Consider the following 24993-nt stretch of genomic DNA (forward strand, 5'->3'; position numbering starts at 1 on the left):
CAGGACTTACTGCAGTAGCAAATGCAATAGGAGGCTTTTATATCCCTCAAAACTTGCATTTACTTTTTCAATTAAGGCTTCGAAAAAAATATTTAAAAAATTAGCACTCGCCTCTTGACAGTGCTAATAATGCGTGTTATAGTACATACAGAACAAAGGAAGAGGGATAAAAAGAAAGTCCTTCGGAAATGTTCCGGGAACGCAACTTCGGATTACATCCGGAGATGCTTGACATAGATGAACAGGAAACAGATTTGGAAAGGAGATATGACTTATGATGATGCCTAGTATTTTTGGAGAAAACTTATTTGATGATGATTGGATGAACTTCCCATTTTACACAGATTTCTTTGGAAAAAAGAATCCACTGTACGGAAAACATGCGAAGAACATGATGAAGACAGATATCAAAGAAATGGACGATGCGTACGAAGTCGACATTGATCTGCCGGGGTTCAAGAAAGAGGAGATCAAGGCTTTGCTTGAAAACGGATATCTGACCATATCAGCAGCAAAAGGTCTGAATAAAGACGAGAAGGATAAAGAAGGAAAATATCTCCGTCAGGAGCGCTATGCAGGCGCCATGAGCAGAAGTTTCTATGTAGGAGACGAAGTAAAACAGGAGGATGTGAAGGCAAAATATGAAAACGGTATCCTGCAGATTTCGATTCCGAAAAAGGAGAAAAAACCTACAGTGGAAGAGCATAAAAATATTGCGATCGAAGGATAAATAAAAGATAAGCAAAAAAGTTTGTTGACATAAGCAAAATAGATGAAGGAGGAATGACTTATGTTACTGCCAAGAGTATTCAGTGATGATTTGTTTGATGATTTCTTTAACTTTAATGAATTTCCATTCTTTGATGACAGAGACGAGAGGAAGTTGGAGAAAAAACTGTATGGACACAGGGCGAGAAACCTAATGAAGACAGATGTAAGGGAAACAGAAAAAGATTATGAACTTATCATTGATCTGCCGGGATTTAAGAAAGATGAAGTCAAAGTTTCCCTGGAAAATGGATATCTGACTATTGGTGCCGAGAAGGGACTTGATGAGGAAGAAAAGGAGAAAAAGACCGGACGTTATATCCGACGTGAGAGATATGCGGGTTCCTGCCAGAGAAGTTTCTATGTAGGTGAGGATATCACACAGGATGACATCAAGGGTGAATTTAAGCATGGAATTTTGAAACTGAGCATTCCAAAGAAAGAAACCCGTCCTGCGGTGCAAGAAAAGAAATATATTACAATTGAATAGAGTTCGCTGTTAAGTTATATTTCCAAATTATGATAAAAAAGGGGAGTGCGCAACGAGTGCTGCGCACTCCCCTTTTTCCATGCTATAGAAAAGTCTTTATGCCTTCCCTATAGAATAAAAGTCCTCTCTAGACAAGTGAGGCGTTTCGGTTTATCGTCTCCTGGATCACATTCTGGCAGTATTTGTCCAGATGTTTCAAAGTGTCTTTATCCAAATCCACAGGATAAATCGGGTGGCCGTATTCCAGGATCACATGAGTTTTCTTGATTTTCGGGAAATGGTTCTCAAAAATTTCAGCTGTATTGTTCATACACATTGGAACGATCGCGCAGCCGGTTCTCTCAGCCATTTTCAGAGCACCCTTTTTGAATGGCAGCATACTCAGCTCTTCCCCTTTGTTTCTTGTGCCTTCCGGAAAGATACAGACGGAAATGCCGTTTTTCAGCCTGTCAATCCCGTCCAAAATGGTTTTCAGCGCCTGCTTTGGGTCATCCCTGTCAAGAAAGAGACAGTAGACAAATTTCATCCAGGTGGACAGAAGAGGGATTTTTTCCATTTCTTTTTTTGCGACGTATCCGGTAAGGCGTTTACATCTGGAATAGGTCAGAAGAATGTCAAAAAAACTTCTGTGATTTCCGATAAATAAAACAGGCTCGTCAGGTACGCGCTCCTGGCCGATCACTGTGACATGCACACCGGTGATCTTTAAGATACAGCGGAACCCCCACTGAACAATGCGAAGGGAAGTGATGTCCCGCTTTTCACGGTTGAAAAGCCCGATGATCCACAGTACGAGGAAAACCGGTATGGTCAGGATCAAAAACAATATCAAAAATGTTGCGACTAAGATAAAACGAATCATGTCAAATAATCCTTTCTAGTATCTTCCATACAAATGAGAAGTATTCTTTAAGTACTCAGCCATCCAGTCCTGCAGGGCATCTTTTCTGAAACGCCAGTTCCAGTTGTCCATGGCTACGCCGGGGGTGTTCATGCGCCCTTCTTTTCCAAGGCCGAGAAGATCCTGAAGAGGAAAGACCGCAAATGAGGCAATGCTGCTAAGACAGGTGCGGATAAAATCAAGATGAATGGAACTTCCATCCGTGTTCATATACCGTCTTACCTTGTCTTTGTACTCCGGAAGGGCGGTCTCATACCAGCCCACAGTTGTGTCGTTATCGTGGGTACCTGTGTAGCAGACACAGTTTGTAGTTGTGAACTGATGCGGCAGGAAAGAACTCTCTCCTGTTCCTTCAAAGGCAAACTGCAAAACTTTCATGCCAGGGAAATGGAAACGGTCTCTTAACTTTTCCACTTCCGGGGTGATCACGCCCAAATCTTCGGCAATGATCGGAAGATTTGTACCAAGCTCTCGTTCGATTGCAAGAAACAGATCTTCTTTTGGGCCGTGGCGCCACTTTCCGTTGATGGCTGTCTCATCTCCGTAGGGAATCGACCAGTATGCCTCAAATCCGCGAAAATGGTCAATCCGCACATAGTCGAGAATATCAAGCTGGTTTTTCAGGCGGGCGATCCACCAGTGGTAGTTCTGTTTCTTGTGGACATCCCAGTCATAGAGAGGATTCCCCCAAAGCTGTCCTGTAGCGGAAAAATAGTCCGGGGGAACACCGGCCACAGCAAGCGGATATCCTTTTGTGTCCAGCTGAAATAAGTGTTTGTTTGCCCACACGTCAGCGCTGTCCATGGAGACGAAAATTGGGATATCTCCGATGATCTTCACACGATGTTCATTGGCATAAGCCTTGAGTTCGTACCATTCCAAAAAAAAGATAAACTGAATAAATTTATAATAGTATACGTCCTCTTTGAGTTTTTCACGCAGCTCTTTTTTTTCGAGAGGAGACGGATTTTTGAACGGCTCCTCCCATTCCAGCCAGGATTTCCCATCGTTTGCATCCTTGCAGGCCATAAAAAGAGCATAGTCCTCGAGCCAGAAGGCATTGTTTTCGTGGAAAGAGTCATATTCTTCCAAAAGCATTTTGTCCGAGGTGGTCAGATAGCGGAGAAATGCCTTTTTCAAAAGCGCGTATTTCCACGGGATCAATGTTCCGTAGTCCACGTGATCGTCGTTCTCTTTCGGACAGTCAGACACATCTTCGATTGAGAGAAGTTTTAATTCGATCAAATGGTCCAGACTGATCAAAAGAGGCTGACCTGCAAAGGCAGAAAAGCTTTGATAAGGAGAATCGCCGAATCCTGTGTGTGTGAGCGGCAGAACCTGCCAGAGATGCTGGCCCGCCTTTTCAAGAAAATCAACAAAATCATATGCTTCTTTGCCAAGCTCCCCGATCCCGTAAGGGGAAGGAAGGGAAGTCGGGTGAAGAAGGATGCCGGACAAACGTGATTTCGGCTCATAGGTAGTTTGTGCAGTGTCGAAATTCATAATCATTGAAGGTGAGGGGAAGGGTTAAAACACCTCACCTTTTCCTCCTTTTTGTTTTTATGGTAATAAAAAATATTATACCTGATTTTGGAATTTTTCACAACCATGCTGTGTATGATGTAAGGAGAAGAATCAGGCAGGAAAAGCGATGAAAAAAATCAGTCTTTGCGTGATCACGATCCTTATAGTCTGCCTTGCGGCCGCTTGTTCCGTCCAGAAGACGAAGACGGACAAACTAAGGGATCTGGAGTTTACAGTACTTGGAGAGGAGGAGATTCCAGAAGAGCTGAAAGAAAAAATCGAAGAAAAAGAGCAGAATGGATTTAAAATCACGTATGCAGATAAGGGATATCTCTACATTGCCAAAGGATATGGGCGTCAGGAGACGAGCGGATACAGCATAGAAGTAAAGCAGTGCTATGAGACGGAGAACGCGATTTATTTTCATACTATTCTGCACGGGCCAAAGAAGGAAGAAGAGGTTTCTGACAATCCCACATACCCGTATGTGGTTGTGAAACTGGAGTGGATTGATAAAAATGTAGTGTTTGAATAAGGAGGAAACATATGGAATTAAGAAAGCAGCAGATTCAGGGAAGATACACCGGCAAACCGGTGACAGATCAGTTTATGATAGACGACGACTACAATGTACCGGACTCAAAGCCGGATATGAAACGCATTGTTGTGGCTGAGGGAGAGTTAAAGACAGAAGAGATGAAACGGGTGGAAAACTATCTGAAGATTTCAGGAAAACTTTGTTTTCAGGTGCTCTACATAGCGGACGAGGCTGAGGAACGCATGTCGTCCCTGGAAGGAACGCTGCCGTTTGAGGAAATGGTTTACATTGAAGGAAACGAGGAAGGGCATTTCCAGATGAAAGAAAGCAGGATGGATTTCTCGGCTGTGATGGTGCACTCCAGAAAATTGAGTATCAAAGCAGTAGTGGAACTGGAGATCCTTCCATCGCAGACAAAAGATGAAGAGATCACTGTGGATGTGGACGTGGATGTTCCTCTGTGCAGAAAAAAAGGGAACATGGAGATACTCACCATGACGACAAACAAAAGGGATACATACCGGATTAAAGAAGAGATGCAGGTGCCGGGTACAAAAGAAAATATCGGCACTCTTCTGTGGACAGATGTAAAAAACCGGAGACTGGACACAAGACTTGAACAGGATATGCTGGCCATGAGCGGGGAACTTTCTGTGTTTATTTTTTACGAGTCCGTGGAAGGGAAACTGGACTGGGTGGAGAAAAATGTGCCGTACGAAGGAAAAGTGGAGTGTTTTGGTGCAGATGAGGAAATGTTTCACCATGTGGAGGCAAAGCTGGACGATATTTCTACAGATATACGGATGGATGAAGACGGTGAGCCAAGGGTTATCGGGATTGAGGCAACGTTGAAGATGAAGATTGCAATATATAAAGAGGAAAAAATAGAATACCTGGAAGATGCATATTCCCTTGACAAAAAGTGCACCATCGTAAGAGAGCCAAAACAGTTTGAATCAATGGTCATGCAGAATCATTCCAAGTACAAAATCGACGAACAGATCATGGCGCCGGAGCTAAAGGATTCTATCCTGCAGATCTGTCACAGCAGCGCGGGAATCCAGATAGAAAAAACTTCCAGGACGGATGAGGGAATCCTAATTGAGGGGGTTCTACACCTTAGCGTTCTCTATGTCAAACAAAGCGATCAGGTTCCATTTGACATTTGGCAGGGAATGGTCCCGTTTGTCCATGTGATTGAGTGCAATGAAATGAGCGGTGAGATGGAGTACGATGTGTGCGCTCTGATGGAACAGCTTTCTGTCTCACTTCTTGGCAGCGATGAGCTGGAACTCAAAGCAGTGCTTGCCTTTCACTGCCTTGTCAGAAAACCGATCCGCGCGGATGCGATCACCGGAATCGGGCTGGAACCCTACACAAAGGAGGAACTGGAAAGAAGGCCGGGAATCGTAGGATATGTAGTGAAGGATGGAGATACAGTATGGGAGCTTGCAAAAAGATATTTAACGACTGAGGAAAGCGTTCGCCAGGTCAATGAACTGGGGGAAAAAGAGCCCAAAGAGGGGGATAAATTGTTGATTTTTAGAGAAAGAGTGGGTATACTATAAGAATAATGTATACAAGATACAAAAGCTGTACAAAGGGGGAATACTGTGCAGGAACTCGCACTCAAAGCACTTGCCAAGATAAATCTTGCTCTGGATGTTCTTGGAAAAAGGGAAAATGGATATCACGATGTACGGATGGTGATGCAGACCATTTATCTGTATGATGATGTAAAGCTGAAAAAGACCGGGGAGGCGGGGATTGATCTGAAGACAAATCTTCCGTTTCTTCCGGTCAATGAAAATAATATTGCATACAAAGCAGCAAAGCTTTTGATGGAGGAGTTTTCTCTTCAGGGAGGAATAGAAATTAAGCTTTTTAAGCGCATCCCGGTGGCAGCCGGCCTGGCAGGGGGCAGCACCAATGCGGCAGCAGTGCTGTATGGGATGAACAGGATGTATGGACTTGGCCTAAGTCTTAAAGAACTGATGGAGCGCGGCGTAAAGCTTGGAGCGGATGTGCCGTACTGCCTGATGAGGGGCACAGTGCTGGCGGAAGGGATCGGAGAGATGCTCACACCGCTGCCTCCGGTGCCAAAGTGCTATGTGCTCATAGCAAAGCCCGGCATCAATGTATCCACAAAGCTTGTGTATGAGAAACTGGATGCAAAGGAGATCGTGGAGCATCCGGACATTGATGCGCTGATCTTGGGACTGGAAGAAAATGACATCAAAAAGGTGGCCGGATCCATGGGGAATGTTCTTGAGAAAGTCACAATTGAGGATTATCCGGTTATCGAGGAAATCAAGAGCGTGATGAAAAACGAGGGGGCTCTTGGCTCCATGATGAGCGGAAGCGGTCCTACGGTGTTTGGGCTGTTTGAAAAACAGTCGCCTGCAAAGAGGGCATATGAGAAATTGAAACGGCAAGGTCTTGCAAAACAAATTTGCCTTACAAAGATGCACAATACGAGGAGGTGAAGGGATGGTTCTGGATTTTGAAGTAAAGATGGATGAATATCTGCCGCTGCGCGATGTGGTGTTCAATACCCTGCGCCAGGCAATCCTGCGGGGAGAATTAAAGCCAGGGGAGAGGTTAATGGAAATTCAGCTTGCAAACAAACTGGGCGTAAGCCGGACCCCGATCCGCGAGGCTATACGAAAACTGGAGCTGGAAGGTCTTGTTCTCATGATCCCGAGAAAAGGGGCAGAGGTTGCACAGATCACGGAGAAAAGTTTAAAGGATGTTCTGGAAGTGAGGAAAGCTTTGGAAGAATTGGCCGTGCAGCTGGCGTGCGATAAGATGGATAAAGAAGGCATTGAGAATCTGAAAAAGGCGGCGGAAGATTTTAAAAACACGCTGGATGCAGACGATGTCACCAAGATCGCCCAGGCGGATGTAAAGTTTCACGACGTCATCTATCACGCGACAGACAATCAAAGGCTGATTCAGCTTCTGAACAATTTGGGAGAGCAGATGTACCGTTACCGGGTGGAATATCTGAAACGGAAGGACTGTTACGAAATTCTTGTGGAGGAGCACAAAGAGATCATCAAGAAACTGGAAGACAGGGATAAATCTGCAGCATCAGAAATCATGAGCAGACACATTGACAACCAGGTGTCAGCAGTTATGGATGTCATCCGTGAAAAGAATAAAAAAGAAGAATAAGACAAGAAAAAACGGCAATACTCCTGATATCTAAAAAAGATGGAGGGAGTACATACTATGAAATCATTTATTACAAAGTATAGAAATTATATCTGCATCATTGCAGCGGTTCTCATTGCAGCAGTCATGACAGCAGGCATCGTGCATGCAAGAGGAGAGGCTTTGGGGGTTAAAATGGACCGGCTGCAGAGCAAGCTTGCGGGGGAAGTGTTCCGGTTTCATGTGCTGGCCAACAGCAATGAGGAAAAAGACCAGGAACTCAAACTGAAAGTCCGGGATGAAGTGATCGCGTATATGAAGTCCGAGATTCCGGATTCTTCAAGTGTGAAAGAGACGAAACAGTGGGCCAGAGAACATCTTGATAAGATTGAAGAGATTTCCGGGAAAGTGATAGAGCGGGAAGGGTTTGACTATCCCGTGCAGGCGAAGGTCTGCTGGTGTGATTTTCCGGATAAAAGCTACGGGGACATTGTATTTCCGGCAGGCAGATATGAGGCGCTGAGGATTGAGATAGGAGCGGCGAAAGGCCACAACTGGTGGTGTGTGCTCTATCCGGACTTGTGTTTTACAAGCGCAGTCAACGCGGTGGTGACAGACGATGGCAAAGAGGAACTGAAATCTGTTCTGGATGAAGAAGAATACAAGATGGTGACAGAGCCGTCAAAATTTAAGATTAGGTGGTTTTTCTTTGGATAACATACATGAAGGTGGAGAAAGATGACAGAATTTTTGGTCCGAAAATTTATCAAAGATTATGAAAATGTGGAAAAGGTGTCCGTTCGCACTGCCTATGGAGTCATGGCAGGCATTGTGGGCATCTTTTGCAATGTACTGCTGTTTTTGGCAAAAGGAGCCGCTGGGCTTGCGCTTGGCAGCATTTCCGTTATTGCGGATGCATTCAATAACCTTTCGGATGCAGGCTCATCGATTGTAAGTCTTGTGGGAGTAAAACTTGCGCAGAAACCTGCGGATGAAGAGCACCCGTTCGGGCATGGAAGAATTGAGTACATAGCAGCCCTGATCGTGGCTTTTTTTGTCGTTCAGGTTGGTTTTACTTTTTTTAAAGAGGCGGTCGGGAAGATCCTGCACCCGCAGGCGATGACGTTTAGCTTTGTCTCCCTGGTTGTTCTGCTTTTTTCTATAGGAGTGAAATTATGGCTGCGGTCGTTTAACCTGAAACTCGGAAAAAGGATCGATTCCAAAGTCATGAGCGCAGTGGCCGCAGATGCCATGGGAGATGTGCTCACCACATCCGCGACCATTGTATCTATCCTGTTTTTCCGGTTTACCGAGATCAATATTGACGGCATCGTAGGCCTTGGGGTATCATTAATTGTCATATGGGCGGGAATCGGTATTGCAAAAGATACACTGGAACCTCTTATCGGGGAGGCTGTTCCGTCCGAGGTGTACCGCAAGATTTCTGATTTTGTAGAAAGATACGATGGAATTGAGGGAACCCATGACCTGATCGTACATAACTATGGACCTGGGCGGAGCATGGCATCCATCCACGCAGAGGTGCCAAATGATGTAGATATTGAGACTTCTCATGAAGTGATCGACAAAATCGAGACGGACGCAAAAGAAGAGCTTGGGATTTTTCTTGTCATTCACATGGATCCGGTTGAGACAAAGGATGAAAAAGTACTCTCTGTGAAAGCACATATTGAGGAAATATTGTGCACAGTGGACCCATTCATCAGTATCCACGATTTTCGGATGGTGGAGGGAAAAGAACGGATCAATCTGATCTTTGATCTCCTTGTACCACATGAATATAACAAGGAAAAACAGGGGCACATTGTGCAAAAGTTGGAAGAAAAGATCCATTCTCTTGACACACGGTTTGAGTGTGTGATCACAGTGGAGAGCGGATTTATCGCAAAGACAGAAAAGGCGGAGGAGTAAAGATGAAATATACGATCAATAAAAGGGTAGGTTTCAGCGAGGTTGGCCCGGACAAAGAGATAAAGCTGACATCCATGGTCAACTATTTTCAGGACTGCAGCACATTTCAGTCCGAGGACATTGGGCTTGGGATGGACGTTTTAAAGGAGAGAGGCAGGGTGTGGGTGCTGAATTCCTGGCAGATCGAGGTGAAACGTTATGCAAAGATGGGAGAATATGTAAGTGTGACCACTTGGGCAAATGGATTTTCGGGACTTTACGGTACAAGAAATTTTCTGATGGAAGACAGAAATGGAGAAGTGCTGGCAGCCGCAAATTCGATCTGGGTCTTTATGGATCTGGTAAAAGGGCGTCCTGCAAAGCCTGGGAAAGAGGACATAGAAAATTACGGGATCGACGACCCGTATCCAATGGAATATGCTCCGAGGAAAATAAGCCTCCCTGTGGAGGTAAAAGATAAACCTGCCTTTTATGTGAAGAGAGAGCAGATTGACCCGAATCATCATATGAATAATGAACAGTACATTGCGGAGGCATTGGAGTGTCTGCCGGAAGGCATGAAAGTCAGAAAACTGCGTGCAGAATATAAAAAATCAGCGATGTATAAAGATAAGATCATACCAAAGGTGGCGGAGGAAGAAACACGGTTTGTCGTGGAACTTTGCGCAGAGGACGGAAAGCCATATGCGGTGATCGAGACGATAGGAGAAAAATAGAATGAAATTAGGACAAAAACAAATGCTCACAGTAGTGAAAAAAGTAGAATTCGGTGTATATCTTGGGAATGATGAGGAAAAGGTCCTTCTCCCGGCAAAGCAGGTTCCGGAGGGAATTGAGCCGGGGGATCCGCTGGAGGTCTTTCTCTATAAAGATTCCAAGGACAGGCTCATAGCGACGACAAACGAGCCAAAATTAAAACTGGGAGACGTAGGTGTTTTGGAGGTTGCGGCAGTAGGAAAGATAGGGGCATTCCTTGATTGGGGGCTGGAAAAGGACCTGTTTCTTCCTTTCAGACAGCAGACAAGAAAAGTAGAAAAAGGCGATAAATGCCTGGTAGCATTGTATATTGACAAAAGTGAAAGACTTTGTGCAACTATGAAAATATATGAGTATCTCCGAAAGGACTCTCCGTATCAGAAGGACGATGAAGTGGAGGGAACCGTGTACGAGACAAGTGAAAAATTTGGTGTCTTTGTGGCAGTGGATAACTGTTATTCCGCTCTTATCCCGAGAAGAGAAGGAGAGTTTGGACTCAAACCGGGAGATAAGATACAGGCAAGGGTTTGTGCTGTGAAAGAGGATGGAAAGCTGGATCTGAGTATCCGTAAAAAGGCATTTCTCCAAAGGGATGAGGATGCGAAGAAAGTGTTGGAGGTCATTGAAAGACACGGCGGGGAACTGCCGTTTACGGACAAAGCATCGCCGGAACGGATCAAGGAAGAATTCGGATTTGGAAAGAATGCGTTTAAGCGTGCGGTAGGAAAGCTTTTAAAAGAAGGTAAAATCGAAATCAGAGAAAAAAGTATTGCAATCCGATAAAAATCATGTATAATGTTGGGGTGAAATAGGAAGGTATAGACAGTAATGTGTGCGAAAGGAGCGCAGAAAGATGAAATTAAAAAATATTCAAAATGTAGATGGTTTCTTTAAGGTAATTGACAGCTGCGTAGGTCGTGTAGAGTTGGTGACAGGAGAGGGAGACCGCCTGAATCTGAAATCTAAATTGGCACAGTACGTATCTTTGGCAAATATTTTTTCCAACGGTGGAGAGATTCCGCAGCTGGAGATCATTGCATATGAAAAAGAGGATATTGATCGTTTGGTTCAGTTTATGATCGATGGAGAATAGTCCTCAAGACTTATTTATTATATTATATTATATAGAAACAAAAGGTGACAGGTGGATGGAAACATCCACCTCTTTTTATAATGCAAAGGTGGAAAAATGAATTTTACACATTTACATGTACACACAGAGTACAGTCTTTTGGATGGCTCGAATAAGATAAAAGAATATGTGGCAAGGGTAAAAGAACTTGGCATGAACAGTGCAGCGATCACGGACCATGGTGTTATGTTCGGAGTGATTGATTTTTACAAAGAAGCAAAAAAGGCAGGAATCAACCCCGTGATCGGATGTGAAGTATATGTTGCTCCTGGATCCCGGTTTGAAAAAGAAGGTGTTGGAAACGGAGATGACAGATATTATCATCTTGTGCTGCTGGCTGAAAATAATACTGGTTATCAGAATCTGATGAAGATTGTCTCCAAAGGATTTGTGGAAGGATATTACTATAAGCCAAGAGTGGATCTGGAGCTTTTGAAAAAGTACCATGAAGGTCTCATTGCATTGAGTGCCTGCCTTGCGGGGGAGGTACAAAAAAACCTGACAAGAGGGCTCTACGATGAGGCAAAGAAGGCAGCTTTCCGTTATGAAGAAATTTTTGGAAAGGGTAATTTCTTTTTGGAACTTCAGGACCACGGATTGACAGAGCAGGGCCAGGTAAATCAACAGCTTGTCAGGATGTCAAAAGAGACGGGTATAGAACTTGTTGCCACAAATGATGTTCATTATACGTATGCACAGGATGAAAAAGCGCATGACATTCTTCTCTGTATCCAGACAGGAAAAAAGCTGCAGGATGAGAACCGGATGCGCTATGAAGGCGGGCAATTCTATGTGAAATCGAAAGAAGAGATGGCCCGGTTATTCCCGTATGCACCACAGGCTTTGGAGAATACGCAGAAGATTGCGGACAGATGCCATGTGGAAATTGAATTCGGAGTGACAAAACTTCCGAAATATGATGTGCCCGGAGGGTACACATCCTGGGAATATCTCAATAAATTGTGTTATGAAGGGTTTGAAAAGCATTACCCTGACATGCCGGACGAACTTAAGGAGAGGCTGGACTATGAGCTTGACATCATAAAAAAGATGGGGTATGTAGACTATTTTCTCATTGTATGGGATTTCATCAAATACGCAAAAGACCACGACATCATGGTGGGACCCGGAAGAGGTTCTGCGGCGGGCAGTATTGTGTCCTATTGTCTTGGGATCACAAACATAGATCCGATCCGCTACCAGTTGCTGTTTGAACGGTTTTTGAATCCGGAAAGAGTGTCCATGCCGGATATTGACGTGGATTTTTGCTTTGAGAGAAGGCAGGAGGTCATTGATTATGTAGTGCGAAAGTACGGCAGTGACCGCGTGGTGCAGATCGTCACGTTCGGTACCATGGCGGCAAGAGGCGTGCTGCGGGATGTGGGAAGAGTGATGGATCTGCCGTACGCGTTTGTGGATTCCATTGCAAAGATGGTGCCAACGGAGCTGAACATGACATTAGAGAGAGCATTGACCATGAACCCGGAATTTCGGAAACTGTACGCAGAAAATGAGCAGGTGAAAGAGCTTGTGGATATGTCGAAACGCCTGGAAGGACTTCCGCGCCATACTTCCATGCACGCCGCCGGGGTTGTCATAAGCCAGAAGGCAGTGGATGAGTACGTACCTCTTTCTCTAGGTTCAGACGGCTCAGTGGTGGCTCAGTTTACCATGACCACACTGGAAGAACTGGGGCTTTTGAAAATGGATTTCCTGGGACTGCGCACACTGACCGTGATTCAAAATGCAGTCATGCTTGCCCAGAAAACAAGCGGCAAAAAGATTGATATGGAGAAAATCGACTATAATGATGCCAATGTAATGGAGATGCTCGGGGCAGGAAAAACTGACGGGGTATTTCAGCTGGAGAGTGCGGGAATGAAAAGTTTCATGAAGGAGCTAAAGCCCCACAGCCTGGAGGATATCATTGCCGGGATCTCCCTGTACAGGCCAGGGCCTATGGATTTTATACCGCAGTATATCAAAGGAAAGAATGAAAAATCGTCCATCACGTATGATTGCCCGCAGCTGGAGCCGATTTTAAAACCAACGTACGGATGTATTGTCTATCAGGAGCAGGTCATGCAGATCGTGCGGGATCTGGCCGGCTACACGCTTGGGAGGAGCGATCTTTTAAGAAGAGCCATGTCAAAGAAAAAGGCAGACGTCATGGCAAAGGAACGGCAGAATTTTGTGTACGGCAACAAAGAGGAAGGGGTTCCCGGATGCGTTGCCAATGGGATCGATGAGGCTACGGCAAATAAAATATACGATGAGATGGTAGATTTTGCAAAATATGCTTTCAATAAATCTCACGCAGCTGCATATGCAGTGGTATCGTATCAAACTGCTTATCTGAAATATTATTATCCCGTGGAATTTATGGCAGCACTCATGACATCGGTTATTGACGCTCCATCCAAGGTGGCAGAGTACATTTATGCCGGAAGGCAGATGGGGATCGAACTCCTTCCGCCGGATATCAATGTGGGAGAGGCAACGTTTACTGCGGATAAAGGAAAAATCCGATACGGACTTTCGGCGATCAAGAGTATTGGAAAGCCAGTTATTGCAGATATTATAGAGGAGAGGGAAGAGCGGGGAATATTTAAGACGCTCAAAGACTTTATAGAAAGGATGGCCGGAAAGGACGTCAATAAGAAGACGATTGAAAACCTGATCAAATCCGGGGCGATGGACACTGTGCCGGGAACGAGAAAACAAAAGATGGCTATTTATCTGAAAATACTTGACCAGGTGAACCAGGAAAAGAAGTATTCCATGACAGGGCAGATGACACTTTTCGATATTGTCGGGGAAGAGCAGAAGGATGAATTTGATATCAAGTTTCCGGAGGTGGGCGAATACACGAAGGAGACTATGCTGGCATTTGAAAAAGAAGTGCTGGGTATCTATGTCAGCGGACATCCTCTGGAAGAGTATGAAGAAAAATGGAGAAAAAATATCACAGCCACAACATTGGAGTTTCAGGTCAATGATGAGACAGGAAGGACAAAAGTCAGGGATGGGGCAAGAGAGATCGTGGGCGGAATGATCACCGCAAAGACGATCAAGCACACAAAAAATAATATGACAATGGCCTTCCTCACACTGGAGGATTTGGCCGGAACCATTGAGATTGTAGTTTTCCCAAGAGACTATGAGAAAAATAAGCTTTATCTTGAGATTGACAACAAGGTGTTTATCAAGGGCAAGGTGTCTGAGGAGGATGACAATCCGAGCAAGCTTATCTGCGAGTCCATTGTCCCTTTTGACAAGACAAAAAAGGAGCTGTGGATCCAGTTTCCGGACAAGGAAAGTTTCCTCTCAGACGAAGAAAACCTGTATCAGATGCTCTCGGATTCCGAGGGGGAGGATGAAGTGGTCATCTATCTGAGAGCTGAAAAAGCGATGAAACGACTCCCGAAAAACAGAAATATCAGGGTTAATCCGGGACTTTTAAGCATTCTAACGAAGAAATATACGGAAAAATGTATAAAAGTAATAGAAAAACCAATTGAAAAGATGCCTTAAATGGGGTAGAATTACATTCGGGATATATTAAAAGAATATGAACAATCAGATAATGATATGGAGGAATTATCATGGCACACAAAGTAAGAACAGTTGGTGTTCTGACAAGCGGGGGAGATGCACCAGGAATGAATGCAGCAATCCGTGCCGTAGTCAGAACTGCACTCAGCAAAGGCCTGAATGTGCGGGGAATCCGCAGAGGGTATCAGGGACTTTTAAATGAAGAGATCATCAATATGAATGCAAGAGATGTTTCAGATATAATTCACCGTGGAGGTACAATTCTTCAGACAGCGCGCTGCGCAGAGATGAGAACAGAAGAAGGACAGATTGAGGCAGCAGGTATTCTCAGAAAATACGGCATCGACGGCTTGGTTGTCATTGGTGGAGATGGTTCCTTTGCAGGTGCGCAGAAACTTGCGAACCTTGGGATCAACACGATCGGAATTCCTGGTACCATTGATTTGGATATTGCATGTACAGAGTATACAATCGGATTCGATACAGCGGTAAATACAGCGATGGAAGCAATCGATAAAGTCCGCGATACTTCCACATCCCATGAAAGATGCAGTATCATTGAGGTTATGGGCCGTGACGCAGGATGGCTTGCGCTCTGGTGCGGAATCGCAAACGGAGCAGAGCGGATCATCATGCCGGAAGAGCACGACTATGACGAAGATGCGATCGTGGAAGATATCAGAAGAAACAGAGAGCGCGGAAAACAGCATTATATCATTATCAATGCTGAAGGAATCGGCGATTCTTTGAATATGGCAAAGAGAATTGAGGAGAGGACAGGCATGGAGACAAGGGCCACCATTCTTGGACACATGCAGCGCGGTGGAAATCCGACCTGCCGTGACCGTGTGATGGCATCCATCATGGGGGCAAAAGCGGTAGAATTGCTCAAAGAGGGAAAGAGTAACCGTGTCATCGGTATCCAGCAGGGACAGTACATTGATGTTGACATCAATGAAGCGCTTCAGATGGAAAAGAGCATTCCGCAGTTTGAGTATGAGATTGCGAAAATGCTTGCACTGTAATCAAAAGCTCTTTGAGAAGAGGCGAGTTCAATATTTTGTGGCACAGGAATGCATATTCCTGTGCCTCTTTGCGTTAAGGTATAGAGTGGTTTTCTGTTTTTTCAGTAAAGGACACTAAGAGGCAAATTGACAAACCAATGGAAAATAGATACAATATTTTTATGTAAAAAAGGGAAAAGGAGACCAGAGTCTTGAGTATAAATGAGAAAAGAAGGGCGCCGGTGGGAGTCTTTGATTCCGGTGTGGGCGGACTTACAGTGGCAAGAGAGATCATGAGACAGCTGCCAAATGAAAATCTGGTGTATTTTGGGGATACGGCGAGAGTTCCGTACGGAAGTAAATCCAAAGATAACATTATCCGTTATTCCAGGCAGATCATCCATTTTCTGAAGACAAAGGAAGTGAAAGCGATCGTCATCGCGTGCAACACAGCCAGTGCGCTGGCGCTTGACGTTGTACAAAAAGAGGAGGATCTTCCGATCATCGGTGTGATCAGGCCAGGCGCAAGGGCGGCAGTGATGGCCACAAAAAATAAAAAGATAGGGGTCATCGGGACAGAAGCCACAGTGCAGAGCCAGATGTACAGTAAGGTGATGAAGGCAATGGAGCCGGAGGTGACAGTTATCGGGAAGGCCTGTCCTTTGTTTGTACCGCTTGTGGAAGAGGGGTTTGCAAAACATCATGTGACGGAGGAGATCATTGATTTTTACCTTGCTTCTATGAAAAAGGAAGAAGGGATTGATACTTTGATACTCGGATGTACGCACTATCCTCTTTTGCGCTCCAGGATCAAGGAGTATATGGGTGAGAAGATACATCTGGTAAACCCGGCGTACGAGACAGCCATGGACTTGAAAGCTCTGCTGGAGGAGATGGATATGGCAAATGATCTGCAGGAAAAGGAACATGCATCATACTCTTTCTATGTGAGCGATGCTGCGGATAAATTCAAACAGTTTGCCAACTCTATTCTTCCGTATGACATTGAGACGACCAAGCAGATCCAGATAGAAGAATATTAAAGAGTGCAGGTGGTGGGATGAAGAAAGAAGTTTTGCTTAGCATCCGGGGGATGCATACAGATATGCTGCTAAACAATGGGGAGGAAGAAGATGAAGCAATTGAAGTTATTGTGCCTGCTGTTTATTTCTTCAAAAATGGGAAACATTACATCCTCTATGATGAAGTGGCGGAAGGCATGCAGGGTGTTACGAAAAATAAGATCAAGATAAATGGGGAACAGTCCCTTGAGATCATGAAGACAGGGGTCGTGAACGCACACATGGTGTTTGAAAAAGACAAACAGATGCAGACATGTTATGATACTCCCTATGGGCAGATGCTTGTCAGTACATACACGACAGGGCTTGACCTTAAAGAGAGTGAAGACGAGATAGCAATGAAAGTGGAATACGAACTGACCGTCAACTATCAGCCGGTGGCAGAGTGTGAGATCTTTATGAAAGTGACCCCAAGAGGGAAATTTGAGAAATAAAAAGGATGTCTCCTATGCAGGGACATCCTTTCTATTTATGACAATAGACAGTCCGCAAAGCGTGCTGTCTATTGTTTTCTGAATCTTGCCAAGAATCCTTTTTTCTTCTTTTCCGGTGCGTCCAAAGGTCCTCGCAGTCCTTTTACATGTGTGATATAGATGCCGCTTACGCTCGCCTTCACCTCTTTTTTGAGCGGGATAGACGGATAAATTTTGGCATCGCACATCAGGTTCATGATTTTAGGACCAATTTTTGCTTTTACAACAGGAACTTTGGAGCGGCGCAGATATTTTGGTGTATTTTCAAGCACCGCAGAAGGAAATCCTGCCTCTTTAAACTTCACATACTTCTTATCAATGATGAGCATTGAAACAGACTGTGCCACTGCTTCTAACTGCTTTTGCTGCTCTGCCTGCCTTTTTTCCGCCTTTTTGCCAAAGATATACAGTACGACAGTAGCAATGATCAGCACGGCAAGGATAACAAGCAATACGATTGTAATTGTACTCATGGCAACCTCCCATATCCGATTTTTCTCTGTTATGTAAAAAGATTTTTACACGCTTAGTATTGTATCATTGTTTTAAGGCAAGTGCAAGAGATTTCAAAAACAGTGAAATAATTGTGAATTTGGGAAAAATACTTTTTATATTGATTCAAATGTGCTATAACAATATAGTGTAGATTTTAAGAAATACGAGAAGGAGAAAAAGAAAATGAAGAAGTTGGCAGTTTTGCTTTTGGCAGCATGCACAGCGTTTTCACTGGTCGGCTGCGGAAGTAAAGAATTGAAAGATCAGTATGTAACTATTTCTGAATATAAAGGGGTGGAAATAGAAAAAGAGGATGTGACGGAAGTTACGGATACAGATGTGGACACAGAGATCAACTCCAGACTTGAGGCAGCTGCTACATCCACAGAGGTTAAAGACCGTGCAGTACAGAGCGGCGATACCGCTACTATCGACTATGTAGGAAAGAAAGACGGACAGGAATTTGAAGGCGGTTCAGCTACAGATTATCCTCTGGAAATCGGTTCCGGCACATTTATCGATGGATTTGAAGACGGGATCATCGGACATAAGACAGGTGAAACATTTGATCTGAACCTGACATTCCCGGAAAATTACGGAAATGCGGACCTGGCAGGGAAACCGGTTGTTTTCACAGTCACGGTCAAATCCATTCAGCAGAAGAATGTTCCTGAACTGAACGATGAATTTGTAAAAGAAAACTCTGAAAAGTCAAAGACAGTGGACGAATACAAAAAAGAGGTCAAAGAAGAGCTTGAAAAGAAAAATAAAGAAAATTTTGAAGCCAGCATGAAAGAAAAGGCCTGGGCAGAAGTCATGGACAATACAAAAGTGACAAAGTATCCGGAGGATAAGGTAGATGAAATGAAAGAGCAGTACCGCTCTCAATATGAGCAGATGGCAAGCTATTATGGAGTAGAGTTCTCTGAATTCCTTACACAGTACATGAATATGGAAGAAGAAGAGTTTGAAAAGCAGCTTGACGAGGCTGCAAAGAACAGCGTAAAACAGGAGCTTGCAGCGGATCTGATCGCAAAAGAGATGAAACTGACTCCTACGGACAAAGAGTACGAGAAAATCTTTAAAGATTATGCGAGCCAGTACGGATTCACAGATGTGGATGCAATGAAAGAGCAGATCGGCGAGGATCAGCTAAAGGAGATGGCTGTGCAGGACAAAGTGCTTGACTGGGTATTTGACAATGCAAAACAGGTGGAAGCAAAAGAGGATGACAGCGACAAGGACAGTGGCAGTGATTCCAAAGATGAGGGAAAAACTGACAGCAGTTCAGATAGCAGCAAATAAAGAAAAGCAGGAAAAAGGAGATGCCGTTAAACGAAACATCTCCTTTTTATTTATTTCCATATTTCTTCTGCAATTTCTTTTACAAGAGCAAGTTTTGCCCATTGTTCTTCTTCTGCCAGTTTATTTCCAATCTCACAGGAGGCAAAACCGCACTGTGGGCTTAAACAAAGCCTTTCAAGGGGAATATATTTGGCTGCCTCAAAAATCCGTTTCTTGATAAGTTCTTTGTCTTCCAGGATTGGAGACTTGCTTGTGATAAGTCCAAGAACCACTTTTTTATTATCTGAAATATATGCAAGAGGCTCAAAACCACCGGAGCGTTCGTCGTCAAACTCAAGATAGTAGGCATCCACATGTTCATTTGCGAAAAGAAATGGAGCGATTGGAGCATAGCCGCCGGAGGATGCCCATGTGGAATGGTAGTTGCCCCGGCATACATGTGTGGTGAGGATGAGGTCAGATGGCTTTCCTTCGATAGCCAGATTGTTTAAACGCAGATATTTTTCGGCCTCTTCTTCGATAGTGACATTCTCTGACTGGCGTGCCTCCCAGTATTTTTTATCGCAAAACATTCCCCAGGTGCAGTCATCAAATTGGATATTTTGGCAGCCTGCGCGGTAAAGATCAGCGATAACAGTCCGGTAAGCGCCGGCAATATCCTGGATCAGTTCCTCAAAATCCGGGTACACGGACAGGGTATTTTTCCCATTATCTTCACGGAACAGTTCTGCAAGCAACTGTGCAGGAGCAGGAATGGTCTGTCTTGCCACTGTATGCTCGTCTTCAAATTGTTTCAGAAATTTAAAATGCTCAACAAAAGGATGATTCTCTCCACTGATCTTTCCTGTCACTTTGATGGAGCCATGTGTGGTCTCCTCCCCGTGAAAGAAGTATCCATGGTCCAATTCAATCCGCTCTATACCGTTGAATCCCCACATGAAATCAAGGTGCCAGTAACTTCTCCTGAATTCGCCGTCAGTGATTACGTGATATCCGGCGGCTTTTTGCTTTGCGACTAAATCGCAGATAGCCTGATCTTCCACGGCCTTTAACTGTGCCTGCGAAAGAATCCCATTCTCATGATCCAGCCTTGCCTGTTTGAGGGGCTCCGGCCTTAGAAAACTCCCCACAAAGTCAAATCGAAAAGGTGCAGTTAAGTTATTCATCATATTCACTCCTATACTTATGTCATAATTTTTTTGCTTTTCTCACTATACAGCCTTTTGGTTTACCTGTAAAATACAAGAAACAGACGGTTTGATATAGTTTAAAGCTATAGCTGGGGTAAGATATGACGCTTTAAAGCCGCTATGTACGCAGCACCCAATCTGCTTGGGAGGCTGTTTTTATGTGTAATATATCCGATATGCATTTCACCTTCCGCGTCCAATGGGATGGAAATGATATCTTTTCCGTTCAGTTCTTTGTCTATAATTCCGCTGCACACAGTGTAACCGTTGAGGCCGATCAAAAGATTAAAAAGTGTGGCGCGGTCCCGCACCCGGATATTTTTGGAGCGGTTCGCGGAGCTGAAAATTTCTTCAGAATAATAAAAAGAATTGTGCTCTCCTTGCTCAAAGGATAAATACGGGTATGAGTGAAGTTCTTCCATTGAGACTCGTTCTCTTTTTGCAAGAGGATGTCTGCTGCTGATGAAAATATGTGGCTTTGCCGTAAACAAGTCATGAAATATCAATTGATGGGTTCTTAAAATTTTGCGTATCACAGGTTCATTAAAACTGTTCAGGTACAGCACCCCGATCTCGCTTTTCATGCGGGCTACATCATCAATAATTTCGTAAGTTTGTGTTTCCCTTAAGCTGAAATCATATTCATCATGCCCGTATTCTTTTATCAGGTCTACAAAAGCATTTACCGCAAAAGAATAATGCTGTGTAGACACACAGAACTGCTGTTTTCTTTTTGACCGGTGCAGATATTTGTCCTCCAAAAGATAAGCTTGTTCCAGCACCTGGCGTGCATATCCTAAAAATATCTCTCCTTCTTTGGAAATAGAGATTCCCTTATTGGTTCGGTTGAAAATAGAAACATTCATTTCTTCTTCCAAATCTTTGATGGCATTTGTAAGGCTTGGCTGTGAAATAAACAAAAGTTTGGATGCCTTGCTGATAGAACCTGCATCTGCTGCTGTGATCACATATTTTAACTGCTGTAATGTCATTTTCTTCCCCTTTATCTTTGCTGTTCTTTCTGAACAGTATTGTAGCATAGAATGCAGGAGTTTTTTCAATAGTTTTGCCTTTTAAGACAAGCAGAAAAGACTGCCGATTTCTTGTAAGACACTCTTGTGTTTTACACAGTGCGGGACTATAATAAGAGCGTTACAAAAAGGAAAAAGGCGGGGAAAAGAAAATGAAGATAAAAGCTGTTTTGTTTGATATGGATGGAGTGCTTTTGGACACGGAAAAATATCTGACAAAATATATAAGGAAAGCTGCAAAGGAATTCGGATATGACATGTCCGAAGAAGTGTCATATACATTGAGAAGTTTTGCGGCTCCGTTTGCAAATCAAGAGTTAAAAAGAATATACGGAAAAGATTTTGAATATCTCCCGATCCGCAAACGGAAACAGGAGATGATGAAAGAGCATTTAGAGAAATATGGTCTTGAGACAAAACCGGATGTGGAAGAAGTCGTCACTGAACTTAAACGAAGAGGTTACAAGGTTGCAGTAGTGACAGCCACCAATGAGACAAGAGCGAGGGAATATCTGGAAATGGCAGGGTTCGATGAACTGTTTGAGGAAATCATTTCCGGGTCCATGGTGGACAGAGGAAAGCCGTTTCCGGATGTCTACGATTATGCGTGCCAGGAGCTCCATGCGCAGCCGGAAGAATGTGTGGCGATCGAGGATTCACCAAACGGGGTATCCTCTGCATATGCGGCCGGGTGCAATGTTATCATGGTCCCGGATCTGACTCAGCCCGACGCGTGGATAGAGAAACGGATCTACGCAAAAGCTGACCGGCTTTTGGACCTTTTGGATATCTTAAAATAGCCGGAGAATGACAAGGGATGTACAAGAATCGGTTGAAAAAAGAAAGGAGAACAAGGCTATCCGGGTTCTCCTTTTTTTGATGCTCAATTTTAAATAAGGTGATAGTGTTTCAATGCATTCCAGATTCCGTTATCCAGGATATGGGTGGTCTGATAGTCGCAGTATGGTAGGATTTCCTTCATACTGTTTCCCATAGCTATTCCATTTGGTACATACTGCAGCATGGACAGATCATTGGTGCTGTCGCCGATGGCATAGCATCTCTCCAGCGGAATATCCAGCCTTTCTGACAAAAACTGGATGGCCGATGCCTTTGAGTGTTCCTTTTGTATGATCTCGTACATGCCGCCGCCCCTGTTGAGAACAACGAAGTGTCTGTTGCAGAACTCGAAGAACGGTTCCGGATGACTTTCCGTCTCGGACAGGAGGATGACAAATTTATCGAATGTGTAATTATCGCGCTCTTCTTTTGGCAGCCTCATAATATCCTTGCCTTGAAAGTGTCTGCAAAGATCCCGGACTTCTGCTGTCACGACAGGTGAAGCGCCGTCAAAGGAAATCTGGTCATTTTCCTCAAATACGATCGGAATGCGCAGTGCCCGGGCCAACTCCATCGTCTCCATGCAAAGGTCGTGAGGTACAGTGGAGGAAAAGAGCAGTTCATCGTGCAGATAGATATATGTTCCGCATCCGCAAAGATACCCGTCAAATCCCATTTCTTTGATTTCCTGGGGCATGGCGATCATGGTCCGCCCGGAATTGATAAAAGTGAGATGCCCGTTTTCCTGGGCCAGGCGGATTGCACGGAATGTGCTTTCTGGAATCGGTTCTCCTGTCTCCGGGAGAATGGTACCGTCTATATCAAAAAATATCATACTTTTCTCCATAAAAATTACTCCATTTCCATCATTATCATATGTGCTACAGTGAGAGGGTCTTCGGAATATCCTTGTCTTGAGACGAGGATGCTGTAAATATAATCCTCCTCCAGAGCAAGAAGTGAGGAGATCTCTTTGATACTGTTTCCCTCATCGTTCAAAGAAAACACGCGCTCCACGTCAGCAGCGATTTCTTCCAGAGTTTTTTGTGTCATTGAAAAACTTCCTTTCTATTATCATTGTTAGACAGAATTCATTGTAATACAGTTTGTGGAAAAGTACAAGCAATGGTATACTGAATAAATAGAATGATGTCGAAAAATAATCTATTTATACAGAGAAGAGGAATATTTATGGGAGAGAAACGTTTTCAAAAATCAAGTATTCTGTCCGTGGAAAAATTTATCGATACTTACCGCATGGGGTGCAGAAACCATGAACGGTTCTGCTTTATACTCGGCTCCGGTGCATCTGTAAATTCCGGGATTCCAATGGGCGGGACGCTGGAATATTATTGGATGAAATGCATGATGGGGGAGGGGACGGACATTGATGGGACCGAACCTATGAATGCTGCGGATATAAGGGAACTTGCAGAAAATCTTTGGCAGGAAAAACGTCTGACATATAAGTTTAAAGAGATAGAAAAGGCTTGGGAAAAGATGAAAGCGGAAGGCAGAAAAACACTTTCCAGCGCCTATTATTTTGATTTATACACTCTTAGATTTTATCCGCACTATAAAAATGGATACCGTTATTTAGAAAGCCTGATGGAGAAAAAGGAGCCTAGTTTTGGTTATCACCCTCTGACCAGGCTATTGACAGACGGCCAGGGAAACAATCTGGTTATTACGACTAATTTTGACAGTCTTTTGGAAGATGCTCTGTTTTTGTATACGGATAAAAAACCAATGATCATCAATCATGAGCTGTTGGCAAATTATATTGGGGATTACAGTATTCAAAGGCCGATCATTGCAAAGATTCACAGGGGGTTGTTCTTTGATCCCCTCAATGATCCGGAAGGAACGACGGGATTAAAAGGTGAATGGGAAGAAAATCTTAAAGCAATTTTCCGTATGTACACACCTGTTGTAATAGGATATGGCGGTGGGGATCACAGCCTGATGGATTTTTTAAAGGATGATAAGAACAGACTGCCAAATGGAATTTATTGGTGTTATATGGAAAAATACGGATTGCCAGATGAGAATATTTTAGATTTGCTGAGAAAGAAAGGCGGATTTCTCGTGAGAACAGACGGATTTGACCATGTGATGCTGCAGATGGGAAACCGCATGTTTAAGGACGAGATCAGCGCTCATGGAACAGAAATGTACTTAAATGAACAGAATAAAAAGCGGATCGACCGGTATTATAGTGAGATTGAAAAACTGCAGGAGACACGGAAAGAAACGGAGAATACGTCTGAATCAACAGAGGAATTTTACAAAGAGATCGATGAGTTTAAAAAGAATGAGCAGCAGGATTTAAAGAGACGAGAAGAAAAGCATGAGATGACAGCGTGGGATTATAATACAAAGGGAAATGATCTGTTTGCGAAAAAGGATTACGCGGGGGCAATAGCAAACTACAGCCAGGCGATTAAAATGGATGAGAATAATGCAATATTTTATGGAAATCGGGGACTTAGCAGTTATCGCTTAAAACAATATGAAATCGCAATAGAAGATTTGTCAAGGGCAGTTGAAAAAAATCTATCTTATGTAAACGCATATTATACCCGTGGCAATACCTATAGGGCTATAAAAGAATATACAAAGGCACTTGAAGATTATGGAAGGGCCATTAAACTGGATACACATTATGTAGCTGCATACAACAGCCGTGGGAATGTGTATTATGATTTAAAAGAATACGATAAAGCTATAGAGGATTATACAAAAGCGATTGAATTGGATGCAGACTATGTATATGCATATAATGGCCGTGGGAATGCGTATTATGATTTAAAAGAATACG

At 43.8% G+C, this 24993-nt stretch carries 25 protein-coding genes; 18 read left to right on the forward strand and 7 right to left on the reverse strand.

All coding sequences use genetic code 11. The annotated features are described in order from the left end of the window. The first annotated feature begins 274 nt into the window (after positions 1-274). Positions 275-730, forward strand: a complete 456-nt coding sequence (locus tag B5F18_RS11380; protein WP_087157775.1) for an Hsp20/alpha crystallin family protein — start codon at positions 275-277, stop codon at positions 728-730. A 60-nt stretch (positions 731-790) separates the two neighbouring features. Continuing rightward, complete coding sequence (locus tag B5F18_RS11385) at positions 791-1258, forward strand: Hsp20/alpha crystallin family protein (protein WP_087157776.1); 468 nt, start codon at positions 791-793, stop codon at positions 1256-1258. A gap of 127 nt (positions 1259-1385) precedes the next feature. Here B5F18_RS11385 and B5F18_RS11390 read toward each other — a convergent pair whose 3' ends face one another. Continuing rightward, entirely contained in the window at positions 1386-2120 is a 735-nt protein-coding gene (locus B5F18_RS11390; protein ID WP_087157777.1) for a lysophospholipid acyltransferase family protein, read from the reverse strand. Between the two features lie 15 nt (positions 2121-2135). Beyond that, complete coding sequence (gene malQ / locus B5F18_RS11395; RefSeq protein WP_087157799.1) at positions 2136-3662, reverse strand: 4-alpha-glucanotransferase; 1527 nt, start codon at positions 3660-3662, stop codon at positions 2136-2138. Between the two features lie 148 nt (positions 3663-3810). Here malQ and B5F18_RS11400 point away from each other — a divergent pair, with 148 nt between their 5' ends. From B5F18_RS11400 to B5F18_RS11460, 13 genes are all read left to right on the forward strand, one after another. After that, the gene (locus B5F18_RS11400) at positions 3811-4218 is read left to right on the forward strand and encodes a protease complex subunit PrcB family protein (protein WP_087157778.1); all 408 of its coding nucleotides are present in this window, start codon (positions 3811-3813) and stop codon (positions 4216-4218) included. 11 nt (positions 4219-4229) lie between these two features. Beyond that, the gene (locus B5F18_RS11405; RefSeq protein ID WP_087157779.1) at positions 4230-5789 is read left to right on the forward strand and encodes a DUF3794 and LysM peptidoglycan-binding domain-containing protein; all 1560 of its coding nucleotides are present in this window, start codon (positions 4230-4232) and stop codon (positions 5787-5789) included. A 45-nt stretch (positions 5790-5834) separates the two neighbouring features. Continuing rightward, complete coding sequence (gene ispE / locus B5F18_RS11410) at positions 5835-6707, forward strand: 4-(cytidine 5'-diphospho)-2-C-methyl-D-erythritol kinase (RefSeq protein ID WP_087157780.1); 873 nt, start codon at positions 5835-5837, stop codon at positions 6705-6707. A gap of 4 nt (positions 6708-6711) precedes the next feature. Continuing rightward, on the forward strand, positions 6712-7398 hold the full coding sequence (locus tag B5F18_RS11415; RefSeq protein WP_087157781.1) for a GntR family transcriptional regulator: 687 nt from the start codon (positions 6712-6714) through the stop codon (positions 7396-7398). A 57-nt stretch (positions 7399-7455) separates the two neighbouring features. After that, entirely contained in the window at positions 7456-8094 is a 639-nt protein-coding gene (spoIIR, locus tag B5F18_RS11420) for a stage II sporulation protein R (RefSeq protein ID WP_242955862.1), read from the forward strand. A gap of 21 nt (positions 8095-8115) precedes the next feature. Further along, positions 8116-9309 (forward strand): cation diffusion facilitator family transporter, encoded by a 1194-nt coding sequence (locus B5F18_RS11425; RefSeq protein ID WP_087157783.1) that lies wholly within the window; start codon positions 8116-8118, stop codon positions 9307-9309. Between the two features lie 2 nt (positions 9310-9311). After that, entirely contained in the window at positions 9312-10025 is a 714-nt protein-coding gene (locus tag B5F18_RS11430; protein WP_087157784.1) for an acyl-[acyl-carrier-protein] thioesterase, read from the forward strand. Position 10026: 1 nt separating this feature from the next. Next, positions 10027-10848, forward strand: a complete 822-nt coding sequence (locus B5F18_RS11435; RefSeq protein WP_087157785.1) for a CvfB family protein — start codon at positions 10027-10029, stop codon at positions 10846-10848. A gap of 70 nt (positions 10849-10918) precedes the next feature. Then, complete coding sequence (locus B5F18_RS11440; protein ID WP_087157786.1) at positions 10919-11158, forward strand: polya polymerase; 240 nt, start codon at positions 10919-10921, stop codon at positions 11156-11158. A gap of 96 nt (positions 11159-11254) precedes the next feature. Beyond that, positions 11255-14731: a DNA polymerase III subunit alpha gene (locus tag B5F18_RS11445; RefSeq protein ID WP_087157787.1), complete on the forward strand. Its 3477-nt coding sequence runs from the start codon at positions 11255-11257 to the stop codon at positions 14729-14731. A 71-nt stretch (positions 14732-14802) separates the two neighbouring features. Continuing rightward, positions 14803-15777: a 6-phosphofructokinase gene (pfkA, locus tag B5F18_RS11450; protein WP_087157788.1), complete on the forward strand. Its 975-nt coding sequence runs from the start codon at positions 14803-14805 to the stop codon at positions 15775-15777. Between the two features lie 191 nt (positions 15778-15968). Further along, a complete protein-coding gene (gene murI / locus B5F18_RS11455; RefSeq protein ID WP_087157789.1) occupies positions 15969-16799 on the forward strand; it encodes a glutamate racemase in 831 nt (276 codons plus the stop codon). 17 nt (positions 16800-16816) lie between these two features. Further along, complete coding sequence (locus B5F18_RS11460) at positions 16817-17272, forward strand: DUF1934 domain-containing protein (protein ID WP_087157790.1); 456 nt, start codon at positions 16817-16819, stop codon at positions 17270-17272. 68 nt (positions 17273-17340) lie between these two features. On the opposite strand, the gene B5F18_RS11465 is transcribed toward B5F18_RS11460, so the two are convergent. Then, complete coding sequence (locus B5F18_RS11465) at positions 17341-17784, reverse strand: hypothetical protein (protein WP_087157791.1); 444 nt, start codon at positions 17782-17784, stop codon at positions 17341-17343. A gap of 205 nt (positions 17785-17989) precedes the next feature. On the opposite strand from B5F18_RS11465, the gene tig reads away from it, so the two are divergent. Further along, on the forward strand, positions 17990-19111 hold the full coding sequence (gene tig, locus B5F18_RS11470; protein WP_087157792.1) for a trigger factor: 1122 nt from the start codon (positions 17990-17992) through the stop codon (positions 19109-19111). 50 nt (positions 19112-19161) lie between these two features. Here tig and B5F18_RS11475 read toward each other — a convergent pair whose 3' ends face one another. Next, positions 19162-20277 carry a 5-methyltetrahydropteroyltriglutamate--homocysteine S-methyltransferase gene (locus B5F18_RS11475; RefSeq protein WP_087157793.1) on the reverse strand — a complete coding sequence of 372 codons (1116 nt, stop codon included), beginning with the start codon at positions 20275-20277 and terminating at the stop codon, positions 19162-19164. Positions 20278-20384: 107 nt separating this feature from the next. Then, positions 20385-21293, reverse strand: coding sequence for a LysR family transcriptional regulator (locus B5F18_RS11480; protein WP_087157794.1), 909 nt, complete (start codon positions 21291-21293; stop codon positions 20385-20387). Positions 21294-21484: 191 nt separating this feature from the next. Between B5F18_RS11480 and B5F18_RS11485 the strand changes: the two genes are divergently transcribed. After that, the gene (locus tag B5F18_RS11485) at positions 21485-22132 is read left to right on the forward strand and encodes an HAD family hydrolase (RefSeq protein ID WP_087157795.1); all 648 of its coding nucleotides are present in this window, start codon (positions 21485-21487) and stop codon (positions 22130-22132) included. 89 nt (positions 22133-22221) lie between these two features. Here the strand turns inward: B5F18_RS11485 and B5F18_RS11490 are convergent, their stop codons facing one another. Further along, positions 22222-23019 (reverse strand): Cof-type HAD-IIB family hydrolase, encoded by a 798-nt coding sequence (locus B5F18_RS11490; protein WP_087157796.1) that lies wholly within the window; start codon positions 23017-23019, stop codon positions 22222-22224. A 5-nt stretch (positions 23020-23024) separates the two neighbouring features. Next, on the reverse strand, positions 23025-23225 hold the full coding sequence (locus B5F18_RS11495; RefSeq protein WP_087157797.1) for a hypothetical protein: 201 nt from the start codon (positions 23223-23225) through the stop codon (positions 23025-23027). 138 nt (positions 23226-23363) lie between these two features. On the opposite strand from B5F18_RS11495, the gene B5F18_RS11500 reads away from it, so the two are divergent. Continuing rightward, a partial coding sequence (locus B5F18_RS11500) for a tetratricopeptide repeat protein (RefSeq protein ID WP_087157798.1) occupies positions 23364-24993 on the forward strand: 1630 nt, incomplete at its 3' end.

Source organism: Lachnoclostridium sp. An181, assembly GCF_002160325.1.
Lineage (GTDB): Bacteria > Bacillota > Clostridia > Lachnospirales > Lachnospiraceae > An181.